The sequence below is a fragment of the Rhizobium sp. TH2 genome (assembly GCF_024707525.1).
Classification (GTDB): domain Bacteria; phylum Pseudomonadota; class Alphaproteobacteria; order Rhizobiales; family Rhizobiaceae; genus Rhizobium_E.
Map to the genome: position 1 here is coordinate 4,797,765 of NZ_CP062231.1, position 25,196 is coordinate 4,822,960.

Sequence of the window (25,196 nt, forward strand, 5' to 3'; positions counted from 1 at the left end):
AACTACGGCCGCAAGCCGGGAAAATTCAAGGAGTTGGACATGCTGGACATCCTGGTTGCCGGTGGCGGATATGTCGGACTTTCCGTTGCTGTCTCGATCAAGAAGGCCGCACCGCATCTCAAGATCATGGTGGCGGATGGCGCGCCGGATGGCGCCTGGCAGCGGGATGGCCGGGCTTCGGCAATCGCGGCGGCGGCCTCGCGCATGCTGGCCGCGCTCGGCCTGTGGGACGAGATGCTGCCGCATGCACAGCCGATCAACAAGATGATCATCACCGATTCCCGGACATCGGACCCGGTGCGGCCAGTCTTCCTGACATTCGATGGCGAAGTCGGAAAAGACGAGCCCTTCGCCCACATGATCCCCAACCCGGCCATGGTCGGCCCCTTGCTCAAGGCGGCCGAAGCGCTCGGCGTCGAAATGAAATTCTCGACCAGCGTCGAGACATTCGCCGCAGGTCCGGTGTCCGTCAGCGCGAAGCTCTCCACCGGCGAAACGGTGGAAGCGCGGCTGCTGGTCGCCTGCGACGGCGCCAAGTCGAGGTTGCGCGACATCGCCGGCATCAAGACCGTGCATTGGGACTACGGCCAGTCCGGCATCGTGACCACAGTCGAACACGAGCGCCCGCATGACGGCGTGGCGGAAGAGCATTTCCTGCCGGCCGGTCCCTTTGCCGTTCTGCCGCTGCCGGGCAACCGATCCTCGCTGGTCTGGACCGAGCGTACGGCGGATGCCGACAAGCTGGTCGCGGCCGACGATCTCGTCTTCGAGGAAGAACTGGAGCGCCGCTTCGGCCACAAGCTGGGACCGATTCGGGCCGTTGGCGGCAGGCGGGCCTTCCCGCTCGGGTTGACGCTGGCCCGCGCCTTCGTGGCGAATCGCGTCGCGCTGGCCGGCGATTCGGCCCATGGTATCCATCCGATCTCCGGCCAGGGCCTCAATCTCGGCTTCAAGGATGTCGCGGCACTCGCCGAGACGATCGTCGATGCTGACCGGCTCGGTCTCGATATCGGCGCGCTCAATGTGCTGGAACGCTATCAGTCCTGGCGGCGCTTCGACACGTTCCGCATGGGGGTGACCACCGACGTGCTGAACCGGCTGTTCTCCAATGACATCACCCCGATCCGCATCGCCCGCGACTTCGGATTGGGTGTCGTGGACCGCATGCCGGGATTGAAGAATTTCTTCATCAAGCAGGCCTCGATTGCAACAGGCGCTGACCCGAAGTTGCTGGGTGGTATGCTTCCCTAGGCGGCGCCTGAGCTGGTTTTTTAGACCCCGCCCCAAACCCCTCCCCACAAGGGGGAGGGGCTTCACGCGCCGCTCCCCCACTGCCCAAAGCGACGCCTCAGCACCCTGCTGCCACACGAGTTGGCTGAAGGGGCGAGGCCGGGTTGCCCCCTCCCCCTTGTGGGGAGGGGTTTCGGGGCGGGGTCTTCACAACAAAAAGCCGAATTGGCTAAAGCCCGTTCCTTGCGCGAGGCTGGAGAAGTTAACGAATGAAGCTAAATAGTTAACCCGCCTGTCTTGAAAGTTTTAAGGTTTGATGACTATCTTTAATGATCCGGGGCGACTGCGCCGGGTGCATGACTGTTAAGGATAGAAAGGACAATTCTCTGACAACAGTACACGCGAAAGGAGTGGCGTCATACGCATACTCCCGGAGCATGGAGCGTAGCGAACACGCTGCGGCCAACGCTCTCAAGCTGGTCCTCGAAAGCCTCGAAGACTCAAAAGCTGAAAACGTCACCTCGATCGACATCACTGGCAAATCCGCGCTGGGCGACTACATGGTCGTCGTCTCCGGGCGCTCGAATCGCCATGTGACCGCGATTGCGGAACACCTGCTCGACGACATCAAGGCTGGTGGCCTTGGCAATGCCCGCATCGAGGGCCTTGAGACCGGCGACTGGGTGCTCATCGACACCGGTGACATTATCGTTCACGTCTTCCGCCCGGAAATCCGCGAATTCTACAATCTCGAAAAGATGTGGGCCGCGCCGGATATGGACGAGGGAACGCTGCACTGATCGTATCTCGCCTGCTTTTCGAAGCGGGTCGGTTGCGATAAAAGCATCTCGAAAGGTCATTCCTTTCGTGAGCAGAAATTTGGTCCGAAATCGAGGTGCCCATCGTGCGGATTTCTCTATTCGCGGTGGGCAGGCTGAAAGCCGGGCCCGAAAAAGAGCTTGCCGAACGGTATTTCGACCGTTTTGCCAAGACCGGCCCCGCTGTTGGGCTCGAACTCGCCAAAATCACCGAAATCAATGAAAGCCGTGCCAGCAATTCCGAAACCCGCAAGCGCGAGGAAGCGGCATCGCTCGAGAAAATGCTTGGCGATGGCGCCGTGCTGATCCTGCTCGACGAGCGCGGCAAGGCGATGGATAGCCCCGCCTTCGCCGAACTGCTGGGTGGCATCCGCGATGCGGGCAAGCGCGAGCTGGTGATCGCCATCGGCGGGCCGGACGGATTGGACCCGGCACTCGCCACGAAGGCCACACATATGCTGTGCTTCGGCAAGATGACCTGGCCGCACCAGCTCGTGCGGGTGATGCTGGGGGAGCAGCTCTATCGCGCGGTGACGATATTGTCAGGGCATCCTTACCATCGCGTGTGATCAGCGCACCCGCCATGACCCGGGCGAGGAGCGGGGCGTCACGACCGCGCGTGTGGTGCTGGCGTGTCGCGGCATTGCAGTCTAAGTTTTGGAAATGGACAGCTTTGAAGGAAACTGGCGGTAATATGATGAGATTTCTGGGATCGTGCATCGCCCTCTCATTAATGTCGGGCGTACCGGCATCGGCGGCGCAGGGCGTGAACCCTCAGCTGCGGTCGTGCACGACGGCCAAGGATGTTCCCTATTGCAGGGTGCAGCGGGGCCGATTCGTCTACGACTGGACCAGAGCGCACCGGGGAGAGTACGCCGCGCAACGCAACGTCGCCTTCTGCCTCAGATTTGGATGCGACGGCGCGGTGAAGGTGAACATGGTCGCCGCATGCGCGTGGCGCATCGTGATCATTGGCTCGGACGCGCCATGGGAAAGGGGCGATCTCATGAATTACAAGGCCGATTGTGCCGGCATCGGCCGGCGCGGCGACGCCATGGCGCACATTCTGTTCGAGAGGATATACAAGCGGCCGCTCGAGATCGACGCTGAAGAGCTGGTGACGTCGTTGACACACGAACATCCGAAGCAGCCGGAACGATAAGCTACGTTCCCAATCTGCCGAACTGACCAGACTGGCGCCGAACCGTCACGGGCTGGACCGTGGCGGCCGTCGGCGGCGGCGGCCCCGAGGCGAAACCGCCAGCCGGGATGAAGGCAAGAACAGCGATGCCGGAATAGAAGAGCCAGCCCAGCACCTGCGCGATCTCCGCCGGCAGCGGCAGCGCCATCAAGCGCGGCACGAAGACCGGCGCGATGATTGCAAACAACCAGAATTGCGGCCAGCCGATATCCCTCAGCCGCGCGGAAACCATCCAGAGCAAGGTGATGATCGTGATCGCCGTCATCGCGATGACTGCCATCGGATAGAGCGCGCTGAGCGCCGAATGACGGTTGGCGAGATCGACGACTTCCTTCGGCGCGTTATGATTGGGCATGAAGGACAGTGGTGTCTCTTTCAGCCGTGCGCTGATCACCGCCTCGAGTTCCTTCTTGCTGTACTTGCGGCCTGATTTGACGATGTCGCGCACGATGTCCTCGTGCGCCTGCATCATGAACGGCATCGGCCGGTCTTTGATCATCGACACATCGGCGGAACCGTCACTGGTGACCTTGCGCGGCTTCAGGAGTTCCTCCGCGGTCGCATCCTGCAGGCGCACGATATAGCGCTCGATCGGCTGTTTGGCGAAATCGAAGCCGAGCATCAGCAGAATGATCACGATATATCCGATGCGCCCCAATCGGGATTCGCCAAAAATCGACATGGAATTGCCTTCGCCTCATGCAGCCTATGAGGGTTTGTCGCGCAATGGTTGAAAATTTCACCTAATCCGATCCGTCGGATTTTAGCTTTCGTCAAGCTTGAGGCGCCTGGGACTGGCCCTTCCCCCTTGCCGCAAATCAGCTTAACTTGACGCCGATAGTGCGAGTGTGCCTTTGACGAAGCAAAACACGGTGTGGCGGCGACGATATGCGCGAATGGCGGCGGCGGCCGTCTTCGGCATTGCCAGCCTGTCGCCGCTCGTTGCCGTGCCGCAGGAAATGGACCCGATCCCGACCGAGACTGGCCAGATCGGCGTGCTCACCATCAAGCGCAATGCCACCGAAAGCGAACTCCGCGAACTGGCCAAGACGATTGCCGACGCAAAGGCGCGGGCGGCGAGCCTCGAAGCTTCGATCGCTGACGTCGAGAAGACCACGTCCGGTCTGCGCGAGGCGCTGGTCGCGTCCGCCGCCAAGCGCAAGGATCTCGAGCGCCAGGTGATCGCCAACGAGGACAGGCTGACCGGACTGGCCGCTAAAGAAAAGGGTGTCAAAGCCTCGCTCCATCAGCGGCGCGGGCTGCTGGCGGAAGTGCTGGCGGCGCTGCAGCGCATGGCGCGCAACCCGCCGCCGGCGCTGCTGGTGACGCCCGACGACGCGCTGTCCTCGGTGCGCAGCGCCATCCTGCTCGGTGCCGTCGTGCCCGGCATACGCGGCGAGACGGAGAAACTGGCGGCCGACCTGAAATCGCTTTCCGATCTCCGGACCGAAATCGCCGCCGAACGGCGGAAATACGTGACCACCATGGCCTTGGCGATCGAGGAAGAGCAGAAGATGACGCTGCTCGCCGCCGAGAACGATAAACTGAATGTGAAGAACCGCGCCGAACTCGAAAGCGAGAGGAAGCGGGCCGAGGAACTCGCAACCCGAGCGACCAGCCTCGAAGGCCTGATTTCCTCGCTCGAAACCGATATCGCCTCCGCAAAGGCGGCATCCGAAGCGGCGAAGGCGGAAGAGGCCAAACGCCAGAAACTGACCGCTTCGGAGCGCGCCAAGCTTGACGCGGACCCCGCTTTGCCCGACAAAAACCGTATTGCGCCCGCATATGCGTTTTCGGTGTTGAAAGCCAAGCTCGACCTGCCGGTGGCCGGCGATGTATTGCGTGTCTTCGGTGATGACGACGGAACAGGCCATCCTGCCCAGGGCATTACCGTAGCGGCCAAATCGGGAATGGTGGTGACTGCACCCGCCGATGGTTGGATCATGTTTGCCGGCCCCTTCCGGAGCTATGGCCAGATGATCATCATGAATGCGGGCGATGGCTACCACATCGTCATGTCGGGCATGGATTCGGTGACCGCAAGACAGGGACAGTTCGCCGTGGCGGGGGAACCCCTCGGCACGATGGGTGAAAAGAGAATTGCAAGTGCGGCGGGCATGCATCTGGAAACCGAGCGGCCCACACTGTACATAGAATTTCGCAAGGACGGAAAACCGGTCGATTCGCGACCATGGTGGTCCGCCAAAGACCTCGGAAAGGCACGCAATGCTACGTAAAACTTCTCTTGTGCTTCTCGGCGCGCTTCTGGGCTCTACCGCCATGGTCGGCGTCTATGCAGCCGGCATTCCGGCCAATGCCGCAGGCTCCTCGACCTATAAGGAACTGAGCATTTTCGGCGAGGTTTTCGAACGCGTGCGCGCCCAATACGTGACGCCGCCGGACGAGCAGAAGCTGGTCGAGTCCGCGATCTCGGGCATGCTGTCGTCGCTCGATCCGCATTCGAGCTACATGAATGCCAAGGATGCCGACGACATGCGCACCCAGACCAAGGGTGAATTCGGCGGTCTCGGCATCGAAGTGACGATGGACCAGGATCTCGTCAAGGTCATCACCCCGATCGACGACACGCCCGCCTCCAAGGCCGGCGTGCTGGCCGGCGACCTGATCTCGAAGATCGACGGCGCCGATGTGCGCGGCCTGAAGCTCGAGGAAGCGGTCGACAAGATGCGCGGCGAGGTCGGTGCGCCGATCACGCTCACGATCATCCGCAAGGGCGCCGACAAGCCGATCGAGATCACGCTGAAGCGCGACATCATCGCGGTGCAGGCGGTCAAGGTCCGCGTCGAGGGCGATGTCGGTTATCTCCGTGTCATCTCGTTCACCGAAAAGACTTACGACGACCTGAAGAAGGGCATCGAGAAGATCCAGGCCCAGGTGCCGAACGACAAGCTCAAGGGCTTTGTGCTCGACCTGCGCCTCAATCCGGGCGGCCTTCTCGACCAGGCGATCAACGTCTCCGACGCCTTCCTCGACAAGGGCGAGATCGTCTCGACCCGCGGCCGAATCGAAAGCGAAACGCGCCGGTTCACGGCAACCGAAGGCGATCTCTCCAACGGCAAGCCGGTGATCATCCTGACCAATGGCGGCTCGGCTTCGGCATCTGAAATCGTTGCCGGTGCATTGCAGGATCTCAAGCGCGCGACGGTGCTCGGCACGCGGTCCTTCGGCAAGGGCTCGGTCCAGACGATCATCCCGCTCGGCGATTCCGGCGCGCTGCGCCTGACCACGGCGCTCTATTACACGCCGTCGGGCAAATCGATCCAGGGCATCGGCATCTCGCCCGATATCCTCGTCGAACAGCCGATCCCTGCCGAACTGCAAGGCAAGATGGAAAAGACCGCCGAATCTTCGCTCAAGGGTCACATCAAGGGCCAGGACGAGAACGACGAGGGTTCCGGCTCGCAGGCCTATGTGCCGCCGGATCCCAAGGACGACGTGCAGCTTGCCGCCGCGCTCAAATTGCTGCGCGGCCAGGAAATCAACGCAGCCTTCCCGCCGGACCAGAAGAAGGCCGTCGAGGTCGAGCAGAAGAAGCTGTGATAATCACGCGGCGGGTCCACCCGCCGCGTTTCTCATTTCGAGTGCAGGCGGCCAATTGAGCGGCATCAATACGCCACTGGGACAAAACCGGAAGCCGGCGAGACCATCGCCCGGCTTCTTTTCTCTCGCCCGGTTCATCGCTGTTTTTGGCGGCATCTTCGTCGTCGGCCTGTCGGTCTACTTCGCCATGCGGCCAGAGGAAAACCTTGGGAAGCCCGAAGTCGCCGCTGTCGAGACCAAGCCGGTCGAAGAGGCCGTCGTCGCGGAACAGCCCGAAGCCAAGGATACCGACCAGGCCGACAAGCTGGTCCGCGCCCGGCCGCATGATGGCGCCAATGTCGATCGCCAGGTGATGGACGATGGCTCTGTCGTCACCAAGTTCACGCCGAAGAACCGCGACAAGGATGGCCCCGTCGTCATCGACGCAACGGCTCAAAACGCGCAGGACGAGCGCACCGCGGCCTTTCCCGACGAAGCCCTGATCGAGGATACGCCGGACGGCAAGCTGCCCATCGTCGCCACCGACGGCACGCGGCCGGTCGATCGCTATGCCCGGCCATGGTCGGGCGCTCGCGGCACGCGTATCGCCATCGTCATTGGCGGCCTGGGACTGAGCCAGACCGGCACCCAACGGGCGCTGAATACCCTGCCCGAGGAAATCACGCTCGCCTTTGCCGCAACCGGCAATTCGCTGTTCCGCTGGATGCCGGAGGCGCGACGTGGCGGCCACGAGATCCTGCTGCAGGTGCCGCTCGAACCCTTCGACTACCCCGACAACAATCCCGGCGCGCTCACTCTGCTGCATACCGATTCCGAGGCGAAGAACATCAAGCGGCTGCATCAGGCGATGAGCAAGATGACCAATTACACCGGCGTCATGAACTATCTCGGCGGCCGCTTCCTCGCCGATGCGCCGGCGCTGGAACCCATGATGCGCGATATCGCCGATCGCGGCCTGCTGTTCCTCGACGACGGCTCGTCGGCGCAGTCGCTCTCCGGCACCTATGCCAAGGCCTTCAGCGCGCCGCATGCCTTTGCCGATGTCATTCTCGACCAGGAGGTCAGCAAGGCCTCGGTGCTCAAGAAGCTCGACGACCTCGAGCGCGTGGCGATGAAGAACGGCTCCGCCATCGGCGTGGCCTCGGCCTTCGACGAGAGTGTCGATGCGGTCACGGAATGGGCACGTGAGGCGGGTGGGCGCGGCATCGAGATCGTCGGGGTTTCGGTGTTGGCGGATGTGCCGAATTAGAAAAATTGCCCCTCACCCCAACCCTCTCCCCGCCGAAGCGGGGCGAGGGGGCGCTGGGGGGCGCCGACATTGCTCCACGTCCCTTCTCCCCACCTGCGGGGAGAAGATGCCGGCAGGCAGATGAGGGGCGGCCACCAATCGTGAGGGACCGATGACCAAGAAGAACAAAATCCGCGCCGAAGACCTGCCCTATCGTCCCTGCGTCGGCATCATGGTGCTGAACCGAGAGGGTCTTGTCTGGGCCGGGCGCCGCACGCCGATCGGCAATTCGGAATATGACGGCTCGCCGCAGCTGTGGCAGATGCCGCAGGGCGGGATCGACAAGGGCGAGGATCCTGAAAAGGCCGCCTACCGCGAACTCCATGAAGAGACCGGCATGACGACGGTGACGCTGTTAGGGCGCACCAAGGGCTGGATCAACTACGACCTGCCGCCTGAACTGATCGGCATCGGGCTGAAGGGCAAGTATCGCGGCCAGACGCAGGCCTGGTTCGCCTTCCGCTTCACCGGCGATGACAGCGAGATCCAGATCGCCCCACCGCCCGGCGGCCACGAGCAGGAATTCGACGAATGGGCCTGGAAGCCGATGGAGGATCTGCCCGGATTGATCGTCGCCTTCAAGCGCAACGTCTATGACCGGGTCGTCGCCGAATTCCGGCATCTTTCCGGCACAAAGGCCTAATCGCCGGAATTTGCTTGAGGAAACGGGAACAAGCCGCTCACGAAAATCTTATCAGAAGTGATGACGGCGCCCCATGACACCGCGAGGCGGTGTGACTAAGAGGAAGTGGAGAATCGCAGCCAAGATTTGCAAGGAGCTCCCATGGCCATCTCGAACACTCTCAACCCCTGGGCGCCGCGCGTGCTCTCGATCGTCCGCATCGTTGCCGGCCTGATTTTCATGGCGCATGGCACGCAGAAGCTGCTCGGCTTTCCCGCGGGCGACATGAACCCGCCGATGTTTTCCATGGGCTGGAATGCCGGCGTGATCGAACTGATTGCCGGTGCGCTGATCGCGATCGGTCTGTTCACCCGCCCCGCGGCTTTCATCGCCTCCGGCGCGATGGCCTCCGCCTATTTCCTCGCACATGCACCGCAGAATTTCTTCCCCGTCAACAATGGCGGTGACGCGGCGATCCTCTATTGCTTCCTGTTCCTGTATTTCGTCTTCGCAGGCCCAGGCCCGTGGAGCATCGACGCCCGGCGCGGCGCAGCCTGAAGGCTCGCGACTGGTTGAATGCAAACGGCGCCGGTCTCACGACCGGCGCCTCTTCGTTGTGAATAGCTCAGGACTTGAAAAAGGCCAGGAGGTCCGCGTTGACGATCTCGGGATGCGTCGTGGCCATGCCATGCGGCAGGCCCTTGTGGACGCTGAGCTTGCCGTTCTTGAGCAGCTTGATGGCTAGATGCGCGGAATCAGCGATTGGCACGATCTGGTCGTCGTCGCCATGCATGACGAGCACCGGCACGTCGATTTTCTCCAGGTCTTCCGTGAAGTCCGTCTCCGAGAAGGCCTTGATGCAATCGTAATGGGCCTTGGCGCCGCCCATCATCCCTTGGCGCCACCAATTCTCGACCACGGCAGGCGACACCTTGGCGTCCGGTCGATTGTAGCCGTAGAACGGGCCGGCAGCGACATCATGATAAAACTGGGCGCGGTTGGCGACGAGCGCGGACCGAAAGCCATCGAAGACTTCGATCGGCAGGCCGCCCGGATTCTTCTCCGACTTGACCATGATTGGCGGCACGGCACCAATCAGGACCGCTTTGGAGACACGACCGCCACCGCCATATTGCGCGACATAGCGAGCGACTTCGCCGCCGCCTGTGGAATGGCCGACATGGATCGCGTTCTTGAGGTCGAGATGCTTGACGACCTCGGCGACATCGGCGGCATAGGTGTCCATCTCGTTGCCATAGGCGGTCTGGGTCGAACGGCCATGGCCGCGCCGGTCATGCGCGATCACGCGATAGCCCTGCTCGAAGAAATAGAGCATCTGGTTGTCCCAGTCATCGGCCGACAGCGGCCAGCCGTGATGGAAGACGATCGCCTGTGCATCCCCAGGACCCCAGTCCTTGTAATAGATGCGTGTGCCGTCCTTGGTGGTGACAAAGCCGTCTGACATTGTGGTGTGCTCCTTGTTGGCGGTGTGGGAAGCGGCCTGGGCAGGTTGGGGGAAATTTGAAACAGTGGCAACGGCAATCAATCCGAGCCCTGCTTTCATGACATTTCTACGTGTCGCTTTTGTCTCAAACATTGCCGTCTCCATGTATGCCGCGATATTTGATATCGCGATATCGATATGCATAAAGCAAGATTCTGGACCTGTCCAGTATTTTATTTATCGCGATATTATTTTTTGTGATATCGTATTCACATTGAACCAACACACGGGTTTCACGATGACCAGAGCCTCACCCCGCCCCCTCGACGAACAGCTGTGCTTCACGCTCTATTCGGCCAGCATGGCCGTCAGCCGCATGTACAAGCCGATGCTCGACGCGATGGGCATCACCTATCCGCAATATCTGGTGCTGAGCGCGCTCGACGAGCATGACGGGCTGACGATCGGCGCCATTGCCGATCGCCTGGCGCTCGAATCAAGCACCGTGACGCCACCCGCCAAGCGGCTGGAGCAAGCGGGCCTGCTGGAGCGCCGGCGCAGCAAGGAAGACGAGCGGCAGGTGAATGTGTTTCTCACCGACGCCGGCCGCAAGCTGCTCGGCGAGAGCAAGTGTCTCGGGGATACGCTGATCGAGCGCTCGAAGATGACGCCCGCCGAGGTACAGCGGCTGAACGAGCGGATGCAGGGGTTTTTGGCGGCGGTGAATGATGTTGGCTAGGGCGCTAACAGCATGACCCCGCCCCGAAACCCCTCCCCACAAGGGGGAGGGGCCAATACTTGGCTCCCGCCTTGGTCCAAAATTCCGCCTAGATATGTTGGACGAACTACAGCACTGCTTGCTCTGCATTGAGTAAGATGAGGCGGTACTGCAAGTTAAGCCCCTCCCCCTTGTGGGGAGGGGGGCGGGGTCTTACTTTCTATCCAGAAACGCAAAACCCCGACCGCAATGCGACCGGGGTTGGACGATTCTCGCTACCGCCTAGCTCACTCCGCCTCGTTGGCCGGTTCCGCGTTGAGCTGGCCATATTTCTCCACGCCCAGTTTCCCAAGCAAATCGAGCTGGGTCTCGAGGAAGTCGATATGGCCTTCCTCGTCGCCGAGCAGCTCCTCGAACAGCTTCATGGAAACATAGTCGCCGGCCGCGTGACAGATGTCGCGGGACTGCTTGTAGGCCGTGCGCGCGTCGTATTCGCCCGCGAGATCGGCTTCCAGCACTTCCTTGATGTTCTGGCCGATCCTGAGCGGCGCCAGCGTCTGGAGGTTCGGATGGCCTTCGAGGAAGATGATGCGGGCGACCAGGCGGTCGGCATGATGCATCTCTTCGATCGATTCGGCGCGCTCCTTCTTGGCGAGCTTCTGGTAACCCCAGTCCTCGAGCAGGCGGAAATGCACCCAATACTGGTTGACCGCGCCGAGTTCGAGGAAAAGCGCCTGGTTGAGACGCTCGATGACTTTCGGATCGCCCTTCATTTTGGTTCTCCCTGCTGATTATTTCGGGATAATCAAAGCAGGAATTGGCTGATATGTCGAGCCAAATTTAGAATGATTCAAAAAATAGAATCGTTCCAAAGGAGATCGGAATGTCATGAAAACAATGAGTGGGGGGAATCAGGCGACCTGCGCCATACGTTCGCGGCGCGCGTGGATGGCGATCTTCTGCTCTTCCTTGAAAACGCGCAGGCGTTCCATGAAGACCACGACTTCTTCGCCTTCGGATGTCCGGGCTGCGTGATATTCCTCGGTGGTCTTGACGATGATATCGACGACATTGGGGAAGCAACCGCAGCAACGGCCACGCTTTTGCAGGGCGTGATAAACCTTGCCCGGCACGATCAACTGCCAACAGTCCTCGTCAAGCAGCGAGATGATCGCTTCCTTGATGTCTTTGTCGGTGATCAGGTTGCAGGAGCAAACCATCATGGCAGGGAATTCCGGGCCGATTCAGAAATATACCCTCTTTAATCAAAAGGGGACTGCTGCTGTCAAGATATGGAATTGTCGCAGTCATAAGAAATTGGGACGCGCGACCAAAGAAAGTGACAAAATCGCGCATTCCAAGCGCTTCCCCCGGAAAACGTGAAGGCTGAACAGTGCGTTCAGACCTTCACCTTCTGCAGGACGAAGTCCTCGGTGCCGAAGAATTTCTTGTAGCGCTCGACCTCGGAGGCGATTCCCGTCGCCTTGTTGGGATTGTCAGAGAGCTTGACGGCCGGACGGCCATTGGCCTCCACGACCTTGCAGACCACGGAGATCGGATTGAGCCCGGTCACCTCGTCGGGCACGCAATCCTCGAAATCATTGGTCAGGTTGGTGCCCCAGCCGAAGCTCATGCGCACCCGGCCCTGGAAATGCTTGTAGGTTTCGATGATCGTATCGACGTCGAGGCCATCCGAGAAGATCAGCAGCTTTTCCCTGGGGTCGCGGCCATGGCTCTTCCACCAGGCGATGATCTTCTCGCCGCCTTCGATCGGCGGGGCGCTGTCGGGGCGGAAGCCTGTCCAGTCGGCCACCCAGTCCGGCGCGTGGCGCAGAAAGGAAGATGTACCGAAGGCATCGGGCAGAACAATCAGCAGGTTGCCGCCATAGAGCCGTTCCCAATCCTTGAGGATCTTGTAGGGCGCCTCCGCGAGTTCGGCGTCGGTCTCGGCGAGCGCGGCGCTGACCATCGGCAGTTCATGCGCATTGGTGCCGACAGCTTCGAGGTCGGTATCCATGGCGAGCAGCACGTTCGACGTGCCGGTAAAAGCCGGGCCGATGCCTTCCTTGAGCGCTTCGACGCACCAGCGCTGCCAGAGGAAGGAGTGCCGCCGCCGCGTGCCGAAATCGGAAATCCTGAGGCCCGGATATTGCCGGAGGCGCTGCACCTTCTCCCACATCCGCGACTTGGCGCGCGCATAGATGACATCGAGCGTGAACTGGCCGAGACCCTTCATCGCCGCGCGCGAGCGGAGTTCGTTGATGATGGCGAGCGCCGGGATTTCCCACATCGTGGTCTCCGCCCAGCGGCCGGCGAAGGTGAGCTCATACTGGCCGTCCCTGCGCGAGAGCTCGTATTCCGGCAGCTGGAAGGTCGATAGCCAGGCGAGGAACTCGGGCTCGAAAATCTGCTGGCGGCCGTAGAACGTGTTACCCGCGAGCCAGATCATTTCCTTTTTGGAGAACCTGAGGTCGCGCGCATGATCGAGCTGGTCGCGCAGTTCCTGTTCGTCGATGTCGTCGGCGAGCCGCACCGATTTCGAACGATTGATCACCGAGAACGTCGTGTCGACATCCGGATGCATCTTCCAGATCATCTGCAGCATCAGCAGCTTGTAGAAATCGGTATCGAGCAGCGAGCGCACGATCGGATCGAGCTTCCAGGCATGGCTCCAAACGCGGCGGGCAATATCGGTCTTCGCGGCCATGGCGGCCTCCAGTCATCTGTCAGACCAGCGTGACGCCGGCGGCTTTCATTTGTTCATTCATCGCGGCCATCGACCCATTGAGGTCAATGCCGCGGCAGGCATCGAGAATGACCGTGGTAGCAAACCCGTGACCGGCAGCGTCGAGCGCAGAATAGGCGACGCAGAAATCTGTGGCGAGGCCGCAGAGCACGACTTCGGAAATACCGCATTCCCGGAGATAGCCGACGAGGCCGGTCGGCGTCGTCCTGTCGTTTTCGTAAAAGGCGGAATAGGAGTCGATCTCGTGGTGGAATCCCTTGTGGAGCACCAGTTCGGCGTTCGTCCGATCCAGCGCGTCATGGAGTTCGGCGCCACGCGTGCCCTGCACGCAATGATCCGGCCACAGCGTCTGCGGTCCATAGGGCATCTCAACCATCTCGAACGGCGCCTTGCCCGGATGGCTAGAGGCGAAGCTCGAATGGCCGGCGGGGTGCCAATCCTGCGTAAGAATGACATGCTCGTGGTCTGATATCAGGCGGTTGATGACCGGAATGATCTCATCGCCGCCTGCCACCGCCAGCGCGCCGCCCGGGCAAAAATCATACTGCATGTCGATGACAACAAGCGCCTTGCCGGCCATGCCAAACCTCTTCGAAACCTTGAGCGTCAAAGGTCAATCATGTTTGTGGATTTCGCACAAGTGCAGCCGAGCCCAACGGCGATCTCAATGACCCTTGATGCCGTCCGCATGGCGGGTGAGGTTGGAGAGCAGGAGCACCACGATGAGCAGCATCGGCGTGCCGATGAAGATTGCCGCAAAGCCCGTATGCTCGGCCACGAAACCGAACAGCGTGGGCAGGAAGAGCGTGCCGGAATAGCCCATGATCGTGACGACCGACAGCCCGACGCCCTTGGCCATCCCAGGCAGATTGCCCGCCGCCGAAAAGGCGATCGGCACCATGTTGGAGACGCCGACGCCGCAGAGCGCGAAGCCGGCGATCGCCACATAGGCGTTGGGCGCAAAACCGGCGATCAGCATGCCGACAAAGGCGATGACGCCCGAAACCTGCATCGTCCTGACCGCTCCGAAGCGATCGCGTATGCCATCGCCGAACAGCCGCATGATGGTCATCGCGCCATGCATGGCGCCCGCCGCGAAGGCCGAGATCGTCAGGGTCGAGCCGAGTTCCTTGTTCAGGTAGAGCGCCGACCAGTCGATCACCACGCCTTCCTGCACCATGCAGAACAGCGCCACGATGCCGAGCAGCCAGGGCAGTGGGCTCTTGAACAGGCTCGTCTTCGGCGCCGCCGCTTCATGGATATCCTCGACATGGGGGCCGTCATGCAGGATCATCGAGAGCGCGGAGAAAAGCACGGCGGCGCTGACGCCGGTGATGATGAGCGCATGGGCGAGCGGCCCGAGCGTATCGATCATATAGCCGCTGGCCGCGGAGCCTAACAGCGCGCCGAGGCTCCAGAAGGCGTGGCAGGACGACATGATCGCCTTGCGCATCGATTTCTCGACTTCCACGGCATTGGCATTCATCGCGACATCCATGGCGCCGGCAAAGCCGCCGAACAGGAAGACGGCCATGCCCGCCGTCCAGACATTCGGCGCCAGCGTGATCAGCAGCATGGCGAAGAGCCAGATCGAGCCCGTGACCTTGGCCACGACACTGGAACCGTATTTCGCGATACCAGCGCCGCAGAAGGGCATGATGGTGACCGAGCCGACGCCGTAGCAGACGACAAGCAGGCTGACATAGAAGGGCGACAGCATCAGCCGGTCGGCGAGCTCGGGCACCTTGAGCGACCAGGCGCCTGCATAGAGCCCGTTGGCGAGGAACAAGAGCTTGACGGCGATGCGCTCGCGCGGATAGCGGCCGATCAGGGCCGGTGTGGGGAGAGTCCGGTCAACCATTGTCATGTCCAGTTTTCGGCGTTCTTTTGCAGCGCGTTGAAGGCAGGTTCAAGTCCACTACCCATCATTGCGGATGATTCTGAGGGTCACGAGGGGGTGGGATGGGCGACGATGACATTGACACCGGCGCGCGTCAGGTCACGCACATATCCCGCCTCGGCATCATGTTCGAGCACGACATGGTCTCGCTTCCCGACAGGCACGACCTCGAAGGGCGCGGCGGCGCCGAGCTTCTCGTTCGTCACGGCGGCAAGCACGGAGCGCGACCTAAGTGCAATGAAGCGCTTGAACTCGGCCTCGTCGAAATCCTGCGCGCTGATGCCGGTCGCAGCCTCGAAGCCGCAGCTGCCCAGCACGCAGATATCGGGATGGAAATTGGATGCGTCGGCCATGGCCTTGGCGCCGATCACACCACCGGTGCGGTGATCGAGCTTGCCGCCGAGCACAACGACATCGATCTCACTGCGGTCGAGAAGGGCAGACGCGACCATCGGGGAATTAGTGATGACCGTGAGCTTCAACCCAGGCGGAATGGCTTGCGCGATGGCGAGATTGGTCGAACCCGCATCGATGAACAGTGTCATTCCCGACTCGAAAAGCGGCACGGCCGCGCGCGCCATGGCATCCTTACGCTCCGGCTTCAGCTGGAGTCGCTCCGTGAGGCTCGAATCGTCGGTCATGACGGGAAGCGCGCCACCATAGACCCGCCGGCAGAGGCCCGCCGCCGCCATCTCGCGAAGATCCCGCCTGATCGTATCCTCCGAGATCGCCAGTTCCTGTGCGAGCGCGGCCGCGATAATCCGGCCCTCGCCCTGAAGGCGTTTCAGGATGAGGCTCTGCCTTTCATGGAGCAAGAGGTCGGCAACGTTCATAAGAATTGAATCCGGCAACAACTGACGCAATCATGCACAAACGTGCACCACTCGTCAAGCCGATCCGGCAGCTTGATTTCTTAAGCTAGGGCTTGAAACTTAGAGAACCGGCGCTTTTGCAGCGAGGAAAATGGCGAGGCAGGCGATGGAGAGCGTGGTCTCCAGTCGTGCGACAGTTGCGCCCTTGCGGAGAAATTGCCCCGCTCCGAGGCCGACAACACATATGATTGCACCAGCGGCGGCACCGTATTGCTGCAGGGCAAGTCCTGATGCGCCGAGACATGCGGCAGAGGCAGCCGATATGATTGCCAGTTCCGTTGCCGCCGGATTCGTCTCGATCCTGAACATGGCCAGGAATTTCGGCCAACTCAGCGCAATGGCCGCGACCAGCAACACCATGGGCACCATATTGCCGTTCATCGTCACTCTCCGGCCTCGATATTCGTCCGGCGGAGCAGGAACGCCAGCCGGACAGCAGGTTCGAAGCAAGTTCGATGCCAGACACCATCTGCCCATCGATGCGGCAAATGATGTCGGAGGCGACGCACGGAACGCGAAAATCTTGTGCAACTATGCCAAATGTGATTATTCCATCGCCACATTCTCCCTGTCGAAGACGTGGCGCCTCGGACAATTGAACAAATTCTCAGCAAAGTGCCTAAATTGAAGCTTTTCAATCCCATACTCGCCGGTGCTACCCTTCAGGAGCGCCTTATTGGCTGCGCGGGCGCCCTGCTCGGCATATGCGTGACGGCGCTGACATGCGGCTATGTATTCGGAACGCCGGAGCATTTTCCGCTGATCGTCGCGCCGATCGGCGCTTCCGCCGTGCTGCTGTTCGCGGTGCCTGCGAGCCCTTTGGCCCAGCCCTGGCCGATCGTCGGCGGCAATACGATATCGGCACTGGTCGGCGTCACCGTCGCCCACTATGTCGGCAATCCCATGCTTGCCGTGGGCCTGGCGGTCGGGCTTGCCATTTTGGCCATGTCCCTCACCCGTTCGCTGCATCCACCTGGCGGTGCTGCGGCACTGACGGCGGTGATCGGCGGGCCGGCGGTAGTCTCGGCCGGCTTCTGGTTCCCCTTCGTGCCGGTGGCGATCAATTCCGTCATCCTGGTCCTGCTGGGTCTTGTCTTCCACCGGCTGGCAAAGCGCAACTATCCCCACAGGCCCGCGCCCGTCGCCAATACCCACAAGACCGCGGACGTGCCGCCGGCCATGCGGGTCGGTTTCAACAAGCAGGATATCGACGCGGCCCTTTCGGAATTCAACGAAACCCTTGATATCGATCGCGAGGATCTCGACCGCATTCTGCGGACGGTCGAGGCCAAGGCGCTCAACCGTGCGCATGCCGAACTCGTCTGCGCCGACATCATGTCGCGAGACGTGGTCAGTGTCTCCGCGGAAGACGGCCCCGCAACGGCACGCAGGCTGTTGCTGGAGCACGATATCCGCACGCTTCCCGTCTTGAATGGCGAAAGGCGGCTGGTGGGAACTGTTGGATTGCGGGAACTGGCTGGGTTGCCGGATGATGCACCCATGCCGATGTCACGGGCAGCGACCGCTTCGCCCGATGCGCCAGCGGTCAGCCTTCTGCCCAGCCTGACCGATGGCCGGAACCACGCAGTGGTTGTTGTCGGGGAAAATCACGCGGTGGCCGGAATCGTCTCACAGACAGATTTGCTCGCGGCACTCGCCAAGAGCCTCTCAGTTGTGCGCAGGCCTGACGAAGTCATGCTTGACGGACGTGGAATTTAGGCGCTGGCCTCAGGCCGCGGCCAGCCGTGCCCTGACGCCATCGAGCTGGGCTTCTTCCGTCGGTTTGCCGAACAGATAGCCCTGGCCTTCCGTGCAGCCCCAGCCGTGGAGAAAATCGAGTTCAGCCTGCTCTTCGATGCCCTCCGCCGTGCAGCGGATCCCGAAGCTGCGCGACAGGCCGAGGATCGCATCGACGATGAGGCGGCTCTCGTGGTTGTCCTGCAGCGAGGCGACGAAGCTGCGGTCGATCTTGAGCTTGTCGAACTTGCAGCTTCTCAAATGCTGCAGCGTCGAATGGCCGGTGCCGAAATCATCGAGCGCGATGGTGATGCCGGCGGCGCGAAGTTGGTCGATCGTATCGCGCGCGGTGACCAGATCGGCGACGAGCGCGTTCTCGGTGATCTCGACCTCAAGGCGGTGCGGCGAAAGGCCGGTCTCGCCGAGGATGGAGATGATCTTGAGACCAAGCGTCTTTTCCCGGAGCTGAACCGGCGAAAGATTGACCGAGAGCTTGATATGGGCCGGCCAGGTGAGTGCCGCGAGGCTGGCCTTACGCAACATCTGCTCGCCGAGCTGGGCCATCAGGCCGCATGATTCCGCCACGGGAATGAATTCGGCCGGGCTGATCAGCCCGCGCTCGGCATGGCGCCAGCGGGCCAGCGCCTCGTAACCGATCACATCGCGGGTCGCGAGATCGACGATGGGCTGGAAAAAGGGAACGATCGAATTGTCCTTGAGCGCCTTGTGCAGCTCGGACTCGATCCAGTTGCGCTCCTTGACCACATGCTCAAGCTCGTTCTCGAAGAACGCGACCTGATGGCGGCCGGCATGCTTGGCCTTGTAGAGCGCGATATCGGCGCGGCGCAGCACCTCGCCGATCGTATCCCCATCCTTGCCGAACAGCGCCACACCGACCGAAGCACCGAGATGCAGGATCGCGTCGTTGAAATGGAACGGCTCGCTGATGCCGGCGATGCAGGCGCGCGCATAGCCATTGGCCTCGCTCTCGTTTGCGAGCGGCGGGGTGATGACGGCGAATTCATCGCCGCCGAAACGCGCCACGAGGCCGCCCGGGAAATGCTTCTCGATACGGCTCGCATAGTCGACCAGAACCTGATCGCCGGCGGCGTGACCATAGACGTCGTTGACCGGCTTGAAGTGATCGAGATCGATGAGCAGCACGGCACGGCGTTCGAACTGTGCCTTTCCGCTCAGGAAATGAGCACCGAACTCCTCGAATTTGCGGCGGTTGGCGAGACCCGTCAACTGGTCCTGCATGGCGAGCCGGCGGCTTTCCTGCTCGGCCCGCTGCTGGCGTTCGAGCGCCCGGCGCAGCCGCCACGACTGCTGGAAAGCGAAGGCCGAGAGGCCGAGACTGGCGAAGAGGCCGAAGGTCAGGATGTTGTCGAGGCTATAGGCGGAGGCCGTTTCAGGGCGGATCACCAATTCGATGCCGATGTCGCGCATCTTCTGGCCGGTCTGGACCCACGGGTCGCCATTCACCAGAGCCTGGAGCTTGCCATAGAAATTGTTCGAAACCGCGAGCAGGAACAGGCAGACCGTGACGCCGGCAATTGCCAGGCTCTGCAGCCGGAAACGCGCCATCGCAGGCGCTGCGCTATGGGAATCGATAAGGTCGTTCTTCATGGCTGTATCCAGGGAGTGCCGTGATATCGGACCTGACAAGTATCAACCAGCGCTGAAACTTTGATTAAAATTGTCCGTATCGGCAAAGCTGCATGGGAAAAGCTGTCGATATCGTGAATCGAATATGAAAAAGCGCCGGGCTGGAACCCGGCGCTTCAATGGTCCGATGGATATGCCTGGTATCAGCCGAAGACGATCAGCAGATCCTTGGCGTCGATCTGGTCGCCGGCCTTGACCAGGACTTCAGCGATCGTGCCGTCCTTTTCCGCATGCAGCGCGGTTTCCATCTTCATCGCCTCGATCGAGAGCAGCACGTCGCCGGCCTTGACCTGCTGGCCGGTCGCGACGCCGACGGTCGAGATGACGCCCGGCATGGGCGCGCCGACCTGGGCGGCATTGCCCACTTCCACCTTGCGGCGGACCGCGCCATTGGATGCGCCATGCGCCCGGTCCGGCACCTTGATGCGACGCGGCTGGCCGTTGAACTCGAAGAACACGGTGACCATGCCCTTCTGGTCGGTCTCGCCCTGCGCCTGGTTGAGGATGACAAGCGTCTTGCCGCGCTCGATATCGGCAAACAGTTCCTCGCCCTGCTCGATGCCATAGAAATAGGCATGCGTCGGCAGCACCGAGACGGGACCATAGGTATCCGCCGCAACCGCGAATTCGGTGAACACCTTGGGATACATGAGGTAGGAGGCGAATTCGAAATCGGAAACCTTGCGTTCGAGCTTGGTCTCGATCTCCTTGCGTTCCTTGTCGAGATCGGCAGGCGGCAGCAGCGAGCCCGGACGCACGGTATACGCCGCCTCACCCTTGAGGGCCTTCTTCTGCAACGCTTCCGGCCAGCCCGACGGTGGCTGACCCAGATCGCCCTTCAGCATCGAGACGACCGAATCCGGGAAAGAGATTTCCTTGGCCGGATTGACGACATCCTCGACGGTGAGATCCTGGCTGACCATCATCAGCGCCATGTCGCCGACGACCTTGGAGGACGGCGTGACCTTGACGATGTCGCCGAACATCTGGTTGGCATCGGCATAGGCCTGCGCCACCCTGTGCCACTTGGCCTCAAGGCCGAGAGAACGGGCCTGCTCCTTGAGATTGGTGAACTGGCCGCCCGGCATTTCGTGGAGATAGACTTCCGATGCAGGACCCTTGAGGTCGCTTTCGAAGGCCGCATATTGCGTGCGCACGGCCTCCCAATAGAAAGAGATGCGGCGGATCCAGGCCGGATCGAGGCCAGGGTCACGCTCGGTGCCGGCCAGCGCCTCGACGATCGAGCCCAGGCATGGCTGGGACGTATTGCCGGACAGCGCATCCATCGCCGCATCGACCACATCGACACCAGCTTCGACGGCCGCAAGCACCGTAGCGGCTGATATTCCCGACGTGTCATGCGTGTGGAAATGGATCGGCAGCGAGGTCGCCTGCGTGAGTTCGCGGAACAGCATGCGCGCCGCCTGCGGCTTGAGCAGGCCGGCCATGTCCTTCAACGCGATGATATGGGCGCCGGCCTTTTCCAGTTCCTGCGCCAGGCCGACATAATATTTGAGATCGTATTTCGGCCGCGCCGAATTGAGGATGTCGCCCGTGTAGCAGATCGCTGCTTCGCAGAGCTTGTTCTCCTCGATCACCGCATCCATCGAGACGCGCATGTTCTCGACCCAGTTGAGGCAGTCGAACACACGGAAGAGATCAATGCCGCCCTTGGCCGCCTGGCGGACGAAATACTTCACGACATTGTCGGGGTAGTTCTTGTAGCCGACACCATTCGCGCCACGCAGCAGCATCTGCAGCAGGAAGTTCGGCGCATTCTCGCGGATCAGCGCGAGCCGCTCCCACGGGTCCTCGGTCAGGAAGCGCATGGAGACGTCGAAGGTCGCACCGCCCCAGCATTCCAGCGAGAAGAGATTGGGCAGCGCCTTGGCATAGGTCCCGGCGATATTGGCGATATCGAAGGTACGAACACGGGTGGCGAGCAGCGACTGGTGGCCATCGCGCATGGTGGTGTCGGTCATCAGCACGCGGTTCTGGCTGGTCATCCATTCCGCGAATTTCTTCGGGCCGAGCTCGTCGAGCAACTGCTTGGTGCCGGGTGCGACCTGCTTGTCGATGAACGGCACGACCGGAAGTGCCGCATCCTTCGGCGGCCGGGCGCGGCCCTTGGCCTCGGGATGACCGTTGATCGTCACGTCGGCGAGGTAAGTCAGCAGTTTCGTTGCCCGGTCCTGGCGCTTGACCTGGGCAAACAGCTCCGGGGTCGTGTCGATGAAGCGGGTCGTGTAGGTGTTGTTCTGGAAAGACGGATGCGTGATGATCGCTTCGAGGAAGGTCAAGTTGGTCGCCACGCCACGGATACGGAATTCGCGGAGCGCCCGCTCCATGCGCTTGATCGCTTCAATCGGCGTCGGCGCCCAGGCGGTCACCTTTTCCAAGAGCGGGTCGTAGAAGCGGGTGATCACCGCGCCGGAATAGGCGGTGCCGCCATCGAGCCGGATGCCGAAGCCGGTCGCGCCGCGATAGGCGGTGATGCGGCCGTAATCCGGGATGAAATTCTGCTCGGGATCCTCGGTCGTGATGCGGCACTGGAGCGCATGACCGTTGAGCTTGATGTCTTCCTGCTTCGGCACGCCGGATTCCGGTGTCCCGATCGCATAGCCGTCGAGGATATGGATCTGCGCCTTCACGATGTCGATGCCGGTCACCTGCTCGGTGACGGTATGCTCGACCTGGATGCGCGGATTGACCTCGATGAAGTAGAATTTGCCGCTGTCCATATCCATCAGATATTCGACCGTGCCGGCGCCGACATAGTTGGTCGCCTTGGCAATGCTGGTCGAATAGGAAGCAAGCTCCGTGCGCTGAGCCTCTGTCAGATAGGGCGCCGGTGCGCGCTCGACGACCTTCTGGTTGCGGCGCTGGACCGAACAGTCGCGTTCGAAGAGATGCACGACATTGCCATGGGTATCGCCGAGAACCTGGCTTTCCACATGGCGCGCACGCTCGACCAGCTTTTCGAGATAGACCTCGTCCTTGCCGAAAGCGGCCATCGCCTCGCGCTTGGCTTCCACCACTTCACGCGCCAGATCCTTGGGGTCACGGATCGCGCGCATGCCGCGGCCGCCGCCGCCCCATGAGGCTTTGAGCATGATCGGATAGCCGATCTTCTCGGCCATCCTGGCCACCGCAGCCATATCGTCCGGCAGTGGCTCCGTGGCCGGCACGACGGGAACGCCGATCTCGATTGCCAGATTGCGCGCGGCAACCTTGTTGCCCAGCCGGCGCATCGTGTCGCCGCTTGGCCCGATGAAGATGATGCCGGCAGCCTTGCAGGCATCGACGAATTCTGGGCTTTCCGACAGCAGGCCGTAGCCCGGATGAATGGCATCGGCGCCCGACAGCTTGGCAACACGGATCACTTCATCGATCGACAGATAGCTTTCGATCGGCCCAAGGTCGCGATCGAGATGCGGACCGCGCCCGACCTGATAGCTCTCGTCCGCCTTGAAACGATGCAGCGCGAGTTTGTCCTCCTCCGCCCAGATCGCGACGGTCTTGATGCCCAGCTCATTGGCCGCGCGAAAGACACGGATGGCGATTTCCGAACGGTTGGCGACGAGTATCTTCTTGATGGGCAAGGCTCTGGCCTCCTCAGGCTGCGACGTCAAAACCAGGCATGCAATGAACCGCCAATCCGGCGCCGAGCGCGGTCAATTAGCGACCGGCAACGGCCTCATTCCGCCAGAAATTGCTGCGGGACGGTAGAAATATTGCACTCGCGAAAAGTCTTAGCGCGTTGCAGTGCGAAGTCAATTTGGTTTTGACTCATTTCCGTCACATTTCGCTGACGGTTCCCAGGGTCGATTTCTGCCGAGAAGGACGGGAGCCTTACGTACAAAGACCCAAGCAAGTGAAATTGCTCATGACGCGAAGAGTAGAATATGCTACAAAATAGGATATCTTACTAGGATGGAGTGGACATCATGTCGATGGTGAAAAAGAGCATATCCGTAACCGATCAGCAGAGTGACTGGATGAAAACGCAGATCACGACGGGACATTACGGCAATGAAAGCGAGGTCATCCGCGAGTTAATCCGCGAGCGCCAGTTGCGGGAGCAGGAAACGACTTCCGAGATTTCAGCGATACGCGCGAAACTCCTCGCCGCCGAAAAGCGCGACGCTTCAACCATCTCAGCCGAAGCGCTCTTATCGGAGATCAAGGAAGAAATGCGGCGCAATGGTCAGCTATAAGCTCAACGACGAGGCGCAGAACGACATCCGTCGCATATACGGACGCGGTCTGGCCGAATACGGCGAGACTCAAGCCGATGCGTATTACGATGCATTGTTCCGCCGCTTTGAACGGATAGCAGAGCAGCCTTATCTCTATCCATCCGTCGATCATATTCGGCCAGGATACAGAAGAAGCGTATGCGGCGTCGATTCCATTTATTATCGCATCATCGACGATACCGTCGAAATCATGCGGATCATTGGCCGTCAGGACATCGACCAAAGCTGACTGGCCTTCAGCAAACTATTGACGATTTTGTCTTGACCTGCCCCTAAGCGAATTGCGGCCGTAACCGTTGGCGATCAGGGGATCAGCCCCCGGCGCAGGCCTAGTGCCACCGCATGGTTGCGGTTCTTGGCGCCGAGTTTCTCCTGAAGACTGGCGCCATACCAGTCCACCGTCGTCGGCGCGACCTTCAACAGGGCGGCGATCTCTGGTGACGTTAAGCCATCGGCCATATGGCTCAAGGCCTGGACCTCGCGATGGGTGAGTGTAATCTCGGTGCCTTCGGCAACCTTCTCGGCATAGGCATCGCCCATGAATTCGAGGAGCTTGAAATAGGTGCTGCGTGTCACCGTCTCCAGCAGCATGATTTCCGAAGGCGTCAGCTCGATTTCGCCCGGACCGCCGAGCGTCGTGGCACCCATCAGCGCATTGCGGCCGAAGACCGGGAAGATATAGCCGGAACCGAGGCCATGGGCCTTGCCGTCCTGCATCATCTTCTGCATGCGGCGATATTGCGGATTGTTCTTGTAGGCCTCCACCGCCTGCTCCCAGGAGAAGCTTTTGTTAGCGCGGAGCAGGAACCGGATCGTCGGGTCCGTGACGATGTATTTCTTCTCGACGTAGCGCGCGATCCACGCCTCCGGCCAATTGGCCGCGACGATGAGCTGGGCCGGGTTCTCGATCGGCTTCGGCTCATGGAAAATACAATAGTATTTGAAGCCGAACGTATCGATCAGCTTCTCAAACTCCCGGATCGCCACGTCACGATCAGGAACTTCGCCGATCGCGACGAGATAATGCATGATATTGCCGAAACGCACCTTGGCCCCCGTTCCAAACTGCAATGCCTCGTCCAGAGACCTACGCTTTGTGACATGCGCGGGTCAATCCATCGGCGACCGATTG

Annotated in this window: 25 protein-coding genes; 13 read left to right on the top strand and 12 right to left on the bottom strand. The window is 61.1% G+C overall.

Going from position 1 to position 25,196, the window contains the following annotated elements; genetic code table 11:
* Positions 1-39: 39 nt before the first annotated feature.
* From IHQ71_RS23365 to IHQ71_RS23380, 4 genes are all read left to right on the top strand, one after another.
* Complete coding sequence (locus IHQ71_RS23365; protein ID WP_258158800.1) at positions 40-1,251, top strand: ubiquinone biosynthesis hydroxylase; 1,212 nt, start codon at positions 40-42, stop codon at positions 1,249-1,251.
* A gap of 308 nt (positions 1,252-1,559) precedes the next feature.
* On the top strand, positions 1,560-2,030 hold the full coding sequence (rsfS, locus tag IHQ71_RS23370) for a ribosome silencing factor (RefSeq protein WP_258158801.1): 471 nt from the start codon (positions 1,560-1,562) through the stop codon (positions 2,028-2,030).
* Between the two features lie 104 nt (positions 2,031-2,134).
* Positions 2,135-2,617, top strand: a complete 483-nt coding sequence (rlmH, locus tag IHQ71_RS23375) for a 23S rRNA (pseudouridine(1915)-N(3))-methyltransferase RlmH (protein WP_258158802.1) — start codon at positions 2,135-2,137, stop codon at positions 2,615-2,617.
* 125 nt (positions 2,618-2,742) lie between these two features.
* Positions 2,743-3,210 carry a hypothetical protein gene (locus IHQ71_RS23380; protein WP_258158803.1) on the top strand — a complete coding sequence of 156 codons (468 nt, stop codon included), beginning with the start codon at positions 2,743-2,745 and terminating at the stop codon, positions 3,208-3,210.
* 1 nt (position 3,211) lies between these two features.
* Here the strand turns inward: IHQ71_RS23380 and IHQ71_RS23385 are convergent, their stop codons facing one another.
* On the bottom strand, positions 3,212-3,931 hold the full coding sequence (locus tag IHQ71_RS23385) for a hypothetical protein (RefSeq protein ID WP_258158804.1): 720 nt from the start codon (positions 3,929-3,931) through the stop codon (positions 3,212-3,214).
* Between the two features lie 214 nt (positions 3,932-4,145).
* Here IHQ71_RS23385 and IHQ71_RS23390 point away from each other — a divergent pair, with 214 nt between their 5' ends.
* From IHQ71_RS23390 to IHQ71_RS23410, 5 genes are all read left to right on the top strand, one after another.
* Positions 4,146-5,486, top strand: a complete 1,341-nt coding sequence (locus IHQ71_RS23390) for a murein hydrolase activator EnvC (protein WP_258158805.1) — start codon at positions 4,146-4,148, stop codon at positions 5,484-5,486.
* Complete coding sequence (locus IHQ71_RS23395; RefSeq protein ID WP_258158806.1) at positions 5,476-6,810, top strand: S41 family peptidase; 1,335 nt, start codon at positions 5,476-5,478, stop codon at positions 6,808-6,810. Before IHQ71_RS23390 ends, IHQ71_RS23395 begins: the two co-directional genes overlap by 11 nt.
* A 55-nt stretch (positions 6,811-6,865) precedes the next feature.
* Complete coding sequence (locus IHQ71_RS23400; protein ID WP_374989909.1) at positions 6,866-8,059, top strand: divergent polysaccharide deacetylase family protein; 1,194 nt, start codon at positions 6,866-6,868, stop codon at positions 8,057-8,059.
* Positions 8,060-8,210: 151 nt separating this feature from the next.
* The gene (locus IHQ71_RS23405) at positions 8,211-8,741 is read left to right on the top strand and encodes an RNA pyrophosphohydrolase (RefSeq protein WP_258158807.1); all 531 of its coding nucleotides are present in this window, start codon (positions 8,211-8,213) and stop codon (positions 8,739-8,741) included.
* Between the two features lie 141 nt (positions 8,742-8,882).
* Positions 8,883-9,278, top strand: coding sequence for a DoxX family protein (locus IHQ71_RS23410; RefSeq protein ID WP_258158808.1), 396 nt, complete (start codon positions 8,883-8,885; stop codon positions 9,276-9,278).
* Between the two features lie 67 nt (positions 9,279-9,345).
* Here IHQ71_RS23410 and IHQ71_RS23415 read toward each other — a convergent pair whose 3' ends face one another.
* Positions 9,346-10,185: an alpha/beta fold hydrolase gene (locus IHQ71_RS23415; protein WP_258158809.1), complete on the bottom strand. Its 840-nt coding sequence runs from the start codon at positions 10,183-10,185 to the stop codon at positions 9,346-9,348.
* A gap of 277 nt (positions 10,186-10,462) precedes the next feature.
* On the opposite strand from IHQ71_RS23415, the gene IHQ71_RS23420 reads away from it, so the two are divergent.
* The gene (locus IHQ71_RS23420; protein ID WP_258158810.1) at positions 10,463-10,903 is read left to right on the top strand and encodes a MarR family winged helix-turn-helix transcriptional regulator; all 441 of its coding nucleotides are present in this window, start codon (positions 10,463-10,465) and stop codon (positions 10,901-10,903) included.
* A 266-nt stretch (positions 10,904-11,169) separates the two neighbouring features.
* Here IHQ71_RS23420 and bfr read toward each other — a convergent pair whose 3' ends face one another.
* From bfr to IHQ71_RS23455, 7 genes are all read right to left on the bottom strand, one after another.
* Positions 11,170-11,655 (bottom strand): bacterioferritin, encoded by a 486-nt coding sequence (bfr, locus tag IHQ71_RS23425; protein WP_258158811.1) that lies wholly within the window; start codon positions 11,653-11,655, stop codon positions 11,170-11,172.
* A gap of 138 nt (positions 11,656-11,793) precedes the next feature.
* A complete protein-coding gene (locus IHQ71_RS23430) occupies positions 11,794-12,105 on the bottom strand; it encodes a bacterioferritin-associated ferredoxin (RefSeq protein WP_258158812.1) in 312 nt (103 codons plus the stop codon).
* A gap of 176 nt (positions 12,106-12,281) precedes the next feature.
* Positions 12,282-13,589 carry a nicotinate phosphoribosyltransferase gene (gene pncB, locus IHQ71_RS23435; protein WP_258158813.1) on the bottom strand — a complete coding sequence of 436 codons (1,308 nt, stop codon included), beginning with the start codon at positions 13,587-13,589 and terminating at the stop codon, positions 12,282-12,284.
* 19 nt (positions 13,590-13,608) lie between these two features.
* Positions 13,609-14,208: a bifunctional nicotinamidase/pyrazinamidase gene (gene pncA / locus IHQ71_RS23440; RefSeq protein WP_258158814.1), complete on the bottom strand. Its 600-nt coding sequence runs from the start codon at positions 14,206-14,208 to the stop codon at positions 13,609-13,611.
* Positions 14,209-14,292: 84 nt separating this feature from the next.
* On the bottom strand, positions 14,293-15,489 hold the full coding sequence (locus IHQ71_RS23445; RefSeq protein WP_258158815.1) for an MFS transporter: 1,197 nt from the start codon (positions 15,487-15,489) through the stop codon (positions 14,293-14,295).
* A gap of 86 nt (positions 15,490-15,575) precedes the next feature.
* Positions 15,576-16,361, bottom strand: coding sequence for a DeoR/GlpR family DNA-binding transcription regulator (locus IHQ71_RS23450; protein WP_258158816.1), 786 nt, complete (start codon positions 16,359-16,361; stop codon positions 15,576-15,578).
* 99 nt (positions 16,362-16,460) lie between these two features.
* Positions 16,461-16,781: a hypothetical protein gene (locus IHQ71_RS23455; protein ID WP_258158817.1), complete on the bottom strand. Its 321-nt coding sequence runs from the start codon at positions 16,779-16,781 to the stop codon at positions 16,461-16,463.
* 234 nt (positions 16,782-17,015) lie between these two features.
* Between IHQ71_RS23455 and IHQ71_RS23460 the strand changes: the two genes are divergently transcribed.
* Positions 17,016-18,119, top strand: a complete 1,104-nt coding sequence (locus IHQ71_RS23460; RefSeq protein ID WP_258158818.1) for an HPP family protein — start codon at positions 17,016-17,018, stop codon at positions 18,117-18,119.
* Between the two features lie 9 nt (positions 18,120-18,128).
* Here the strand turns inward: IHQ71_RS23460 and IHQ71_RS23465 are convergent, their stop codons facing one another.
* Together IHQ71_RS23465 and pyc are read right to left on the bottom strand one after the other, a co-directional pair.
* The gene (locus IHQ71_RS23465; protein WP_258158819.1) at positions 18,129-19,766 is read right to left on the bottom strand and encodes a bifunctional diguanylate cyclase/phosphodiesterase; all 1,638 of its coding nucleotides are present in this window, start codon (positions 19,764-19,766) and stop codon (positions 18,129-18,131) included.
* A gap of 182 nt (positions 19,767-19,948) precedes the next feature.
* The gene (pyc, locus tag IHQ71_RS23470; protein ID WP_258158820.1) at positions 19,949-23,407 is read right to left on the bottom strand and encodes a pyruvate carboxylase; all 3,459 of its coding nucleotides are present in this window, start codon (positions 23,405-23,407) and stop codon (positions 19,949-19,951) included.
* A 345-nt stretch (positions 23,408-23,752) separates the two neighbouring features.
* On the opposite strand from pyc, the gene IHQ71_RS23475 reads away from it, so the two are divergent.
* Both IHQ71_RS23475 and IHQ71_RS23480 read left to right on the top strand, forming a co-directional pair.
* Entirely contained in the window at positions 23,753-24,022 is a 270-nt protein-coding gene (locus IHQ71_RS23475; RefSeq protein WP_258158821.1) for a type II toxin-antitoxin system ParD family antitoxin, read from the top strand.
* Entirely contained in the window at positions 24,009-24,293 is a 285-nt protein-coding gene (locus IHQ71_RS23480; RefSeq protein ID WP_258158822.1) for a type II toxin-antitoxin system RelE/ParE family toxin, read from the top strand. The genes IHQ71_RS23475 and IHQ71_RS23480 overlap by 14 nt, the downstream gene beginning before the upstream one ends.
* A 74-nt stretch (positions 24,294-24,367) precedes the next feature.
* On the opposite strand, the gene IHQ71_RS23485 is transcribed toward IHQ71_RS23480, so the two are convergent.
* Positions 24,368-25,135: a LuxR family transcriptional regulator gene (locus tag IHQ71_RS23485; RefSeq protein WP_258158823.1), complete on the bottom strand. Its 768-nt coding sequence runs from the start codon at positions 25,133-25,135 to the stop codon at positions 24,368-24,370.
* Positions 25,136-25,196 lie beyond the last annotated feature (61 nt).

Coding starts and splice junctions, on each gene's coding strand:
- IHQ71_RS23365 (WP_258158800.1), top strand. CDS start 40: ATGCTGGACATCCTGGTTGCCGGTGGCGGATATGTCGGACTTTCCGTT.
- rsfS (WP_258158801.1), top strand. CDS start 1,560: ATGATCCGGGGCGACTGCGCCGGGTGCATGACTGTTAAGGATAGAAAG.
- IHQ71_RS23380 (WP_258158803.1), top strand. CDS start 2,743: ATGATGAGATTTCTGGGATCGTGCATCGCCCTCTCATTAATGTCGGGC.
- IHQ71_RS23385 (WP_258158804.1), bottom strand. CDS start 3,931: ATGTCGATTTTTGGCGAATCCCGATTGGGGCGCATCGGATATATCGTG.
- IHQ71_RS23390 (WP_258158805.1), top strand. CDS start 4,146: ATGGCGGCGGCGGCCGTCTTCGGCATTGCCAGCCTGTCGCCGCTCGTT.
- IHQ71_RS23395 (WP_258158806.1), top strand. CDS start 5,476: ATGCTACGTAAAACTTCTCTTGTGCTTCTCGGCGCGCTTCTGGGCTCT.
- IHQ71_RS23405 (WP_258158807.1), top strand. CDS start 8,211: ATGACCAAGAAGAACAAAATCCGCGCCGAAGACCTGCCCTATCGTCCC.
- IHQ71_RS23410 (WP_258158808.1), top strand. CDS start 8,883: ATGGCCATCTCGAACACTCTCAACCCCTGGGCGCCGCGCGTGCTCTCG.
- IHQ71_RS23415 (WP_258158809.1), bottom strand. CDS start 10,185: ATGTCAGACGGCTTTGTCACCACCAAGGACGGCACACGCATCTATTAC.
- IHQ71_RS23420 (WP_258158810.1), top strand. CDS start 10,463: ATGACCAGAGCCTCACCCCGCCCCCTCGACGAACAGCTGTGCTTCACG.
- bfr (WP_258158811.1), bottom strand. CDS start 11,655: ATGAAGGGCGATCCGAAAGTCATCGAGCGTCTCAACCAGGCGCTTTTC.
- IHQ71_RS23430 (WP_258158812.1), bottom strand. CDS start 12,105: ATGATGGTTTGCTCCTGCAACCTGATCACCGACAAAGACATCAAGGAA.
- pncB (WP_258158813.1), bottom strand. CDS start 13,589: ATGGCCGCGAAGACCGATATTGCCCGCCGCGTTTGGAGCCATGCCTGG.
- pncA (WP_258158814.1), bottom strand. CDS start 14,208: ATGGCCGGCAAGGCGCTTGTTGTCATCGACATGCAGTATGATTTTTGC.
- IHQ71_RS23445 (WP_258158815.1), bottom strand. CDS start 15,489: ATGGTTGACCGGACTCTCCCCACACCGGCCCTGATCGGCCGCTATCCG.
- IHQ71_RS23450 (WP_258158816.1), bottom strand. CDS start 16,361: ATGAACGTTGCCGACCTCTTGCTCCATGAAAGGCAGAGCCTCATCCTG.
- IHQ71_RS23455 (WP_258158817.1), bottom strand. CDS start 16,781: ATGAACGGCAATATGGTGCCCATGGTGTTGCTGGTCGCGGCCATTGCG.
- IHQ71_RS23465 (WP_258158819.1), bottom strand. CDS start 19,766: ATGAAGAACGACCTTATCGATTCCCATAGCGCAGCGCCTGCGATGGCG.
- IHQ71_RS23475 (WP_258158821.1), top strand. CDS start 23,753: ATGTCGATGGTGAAAAAGAGCATATCCGTAACCGATCAGCAGAGTGAC.
- IHQ71_RS23480 (WP_258158822.1), top strand. CDS start 24,009: ATGGTCAGCTATAAGCTCAACGACGAGGCGCAGAACGACATCCGTCGC.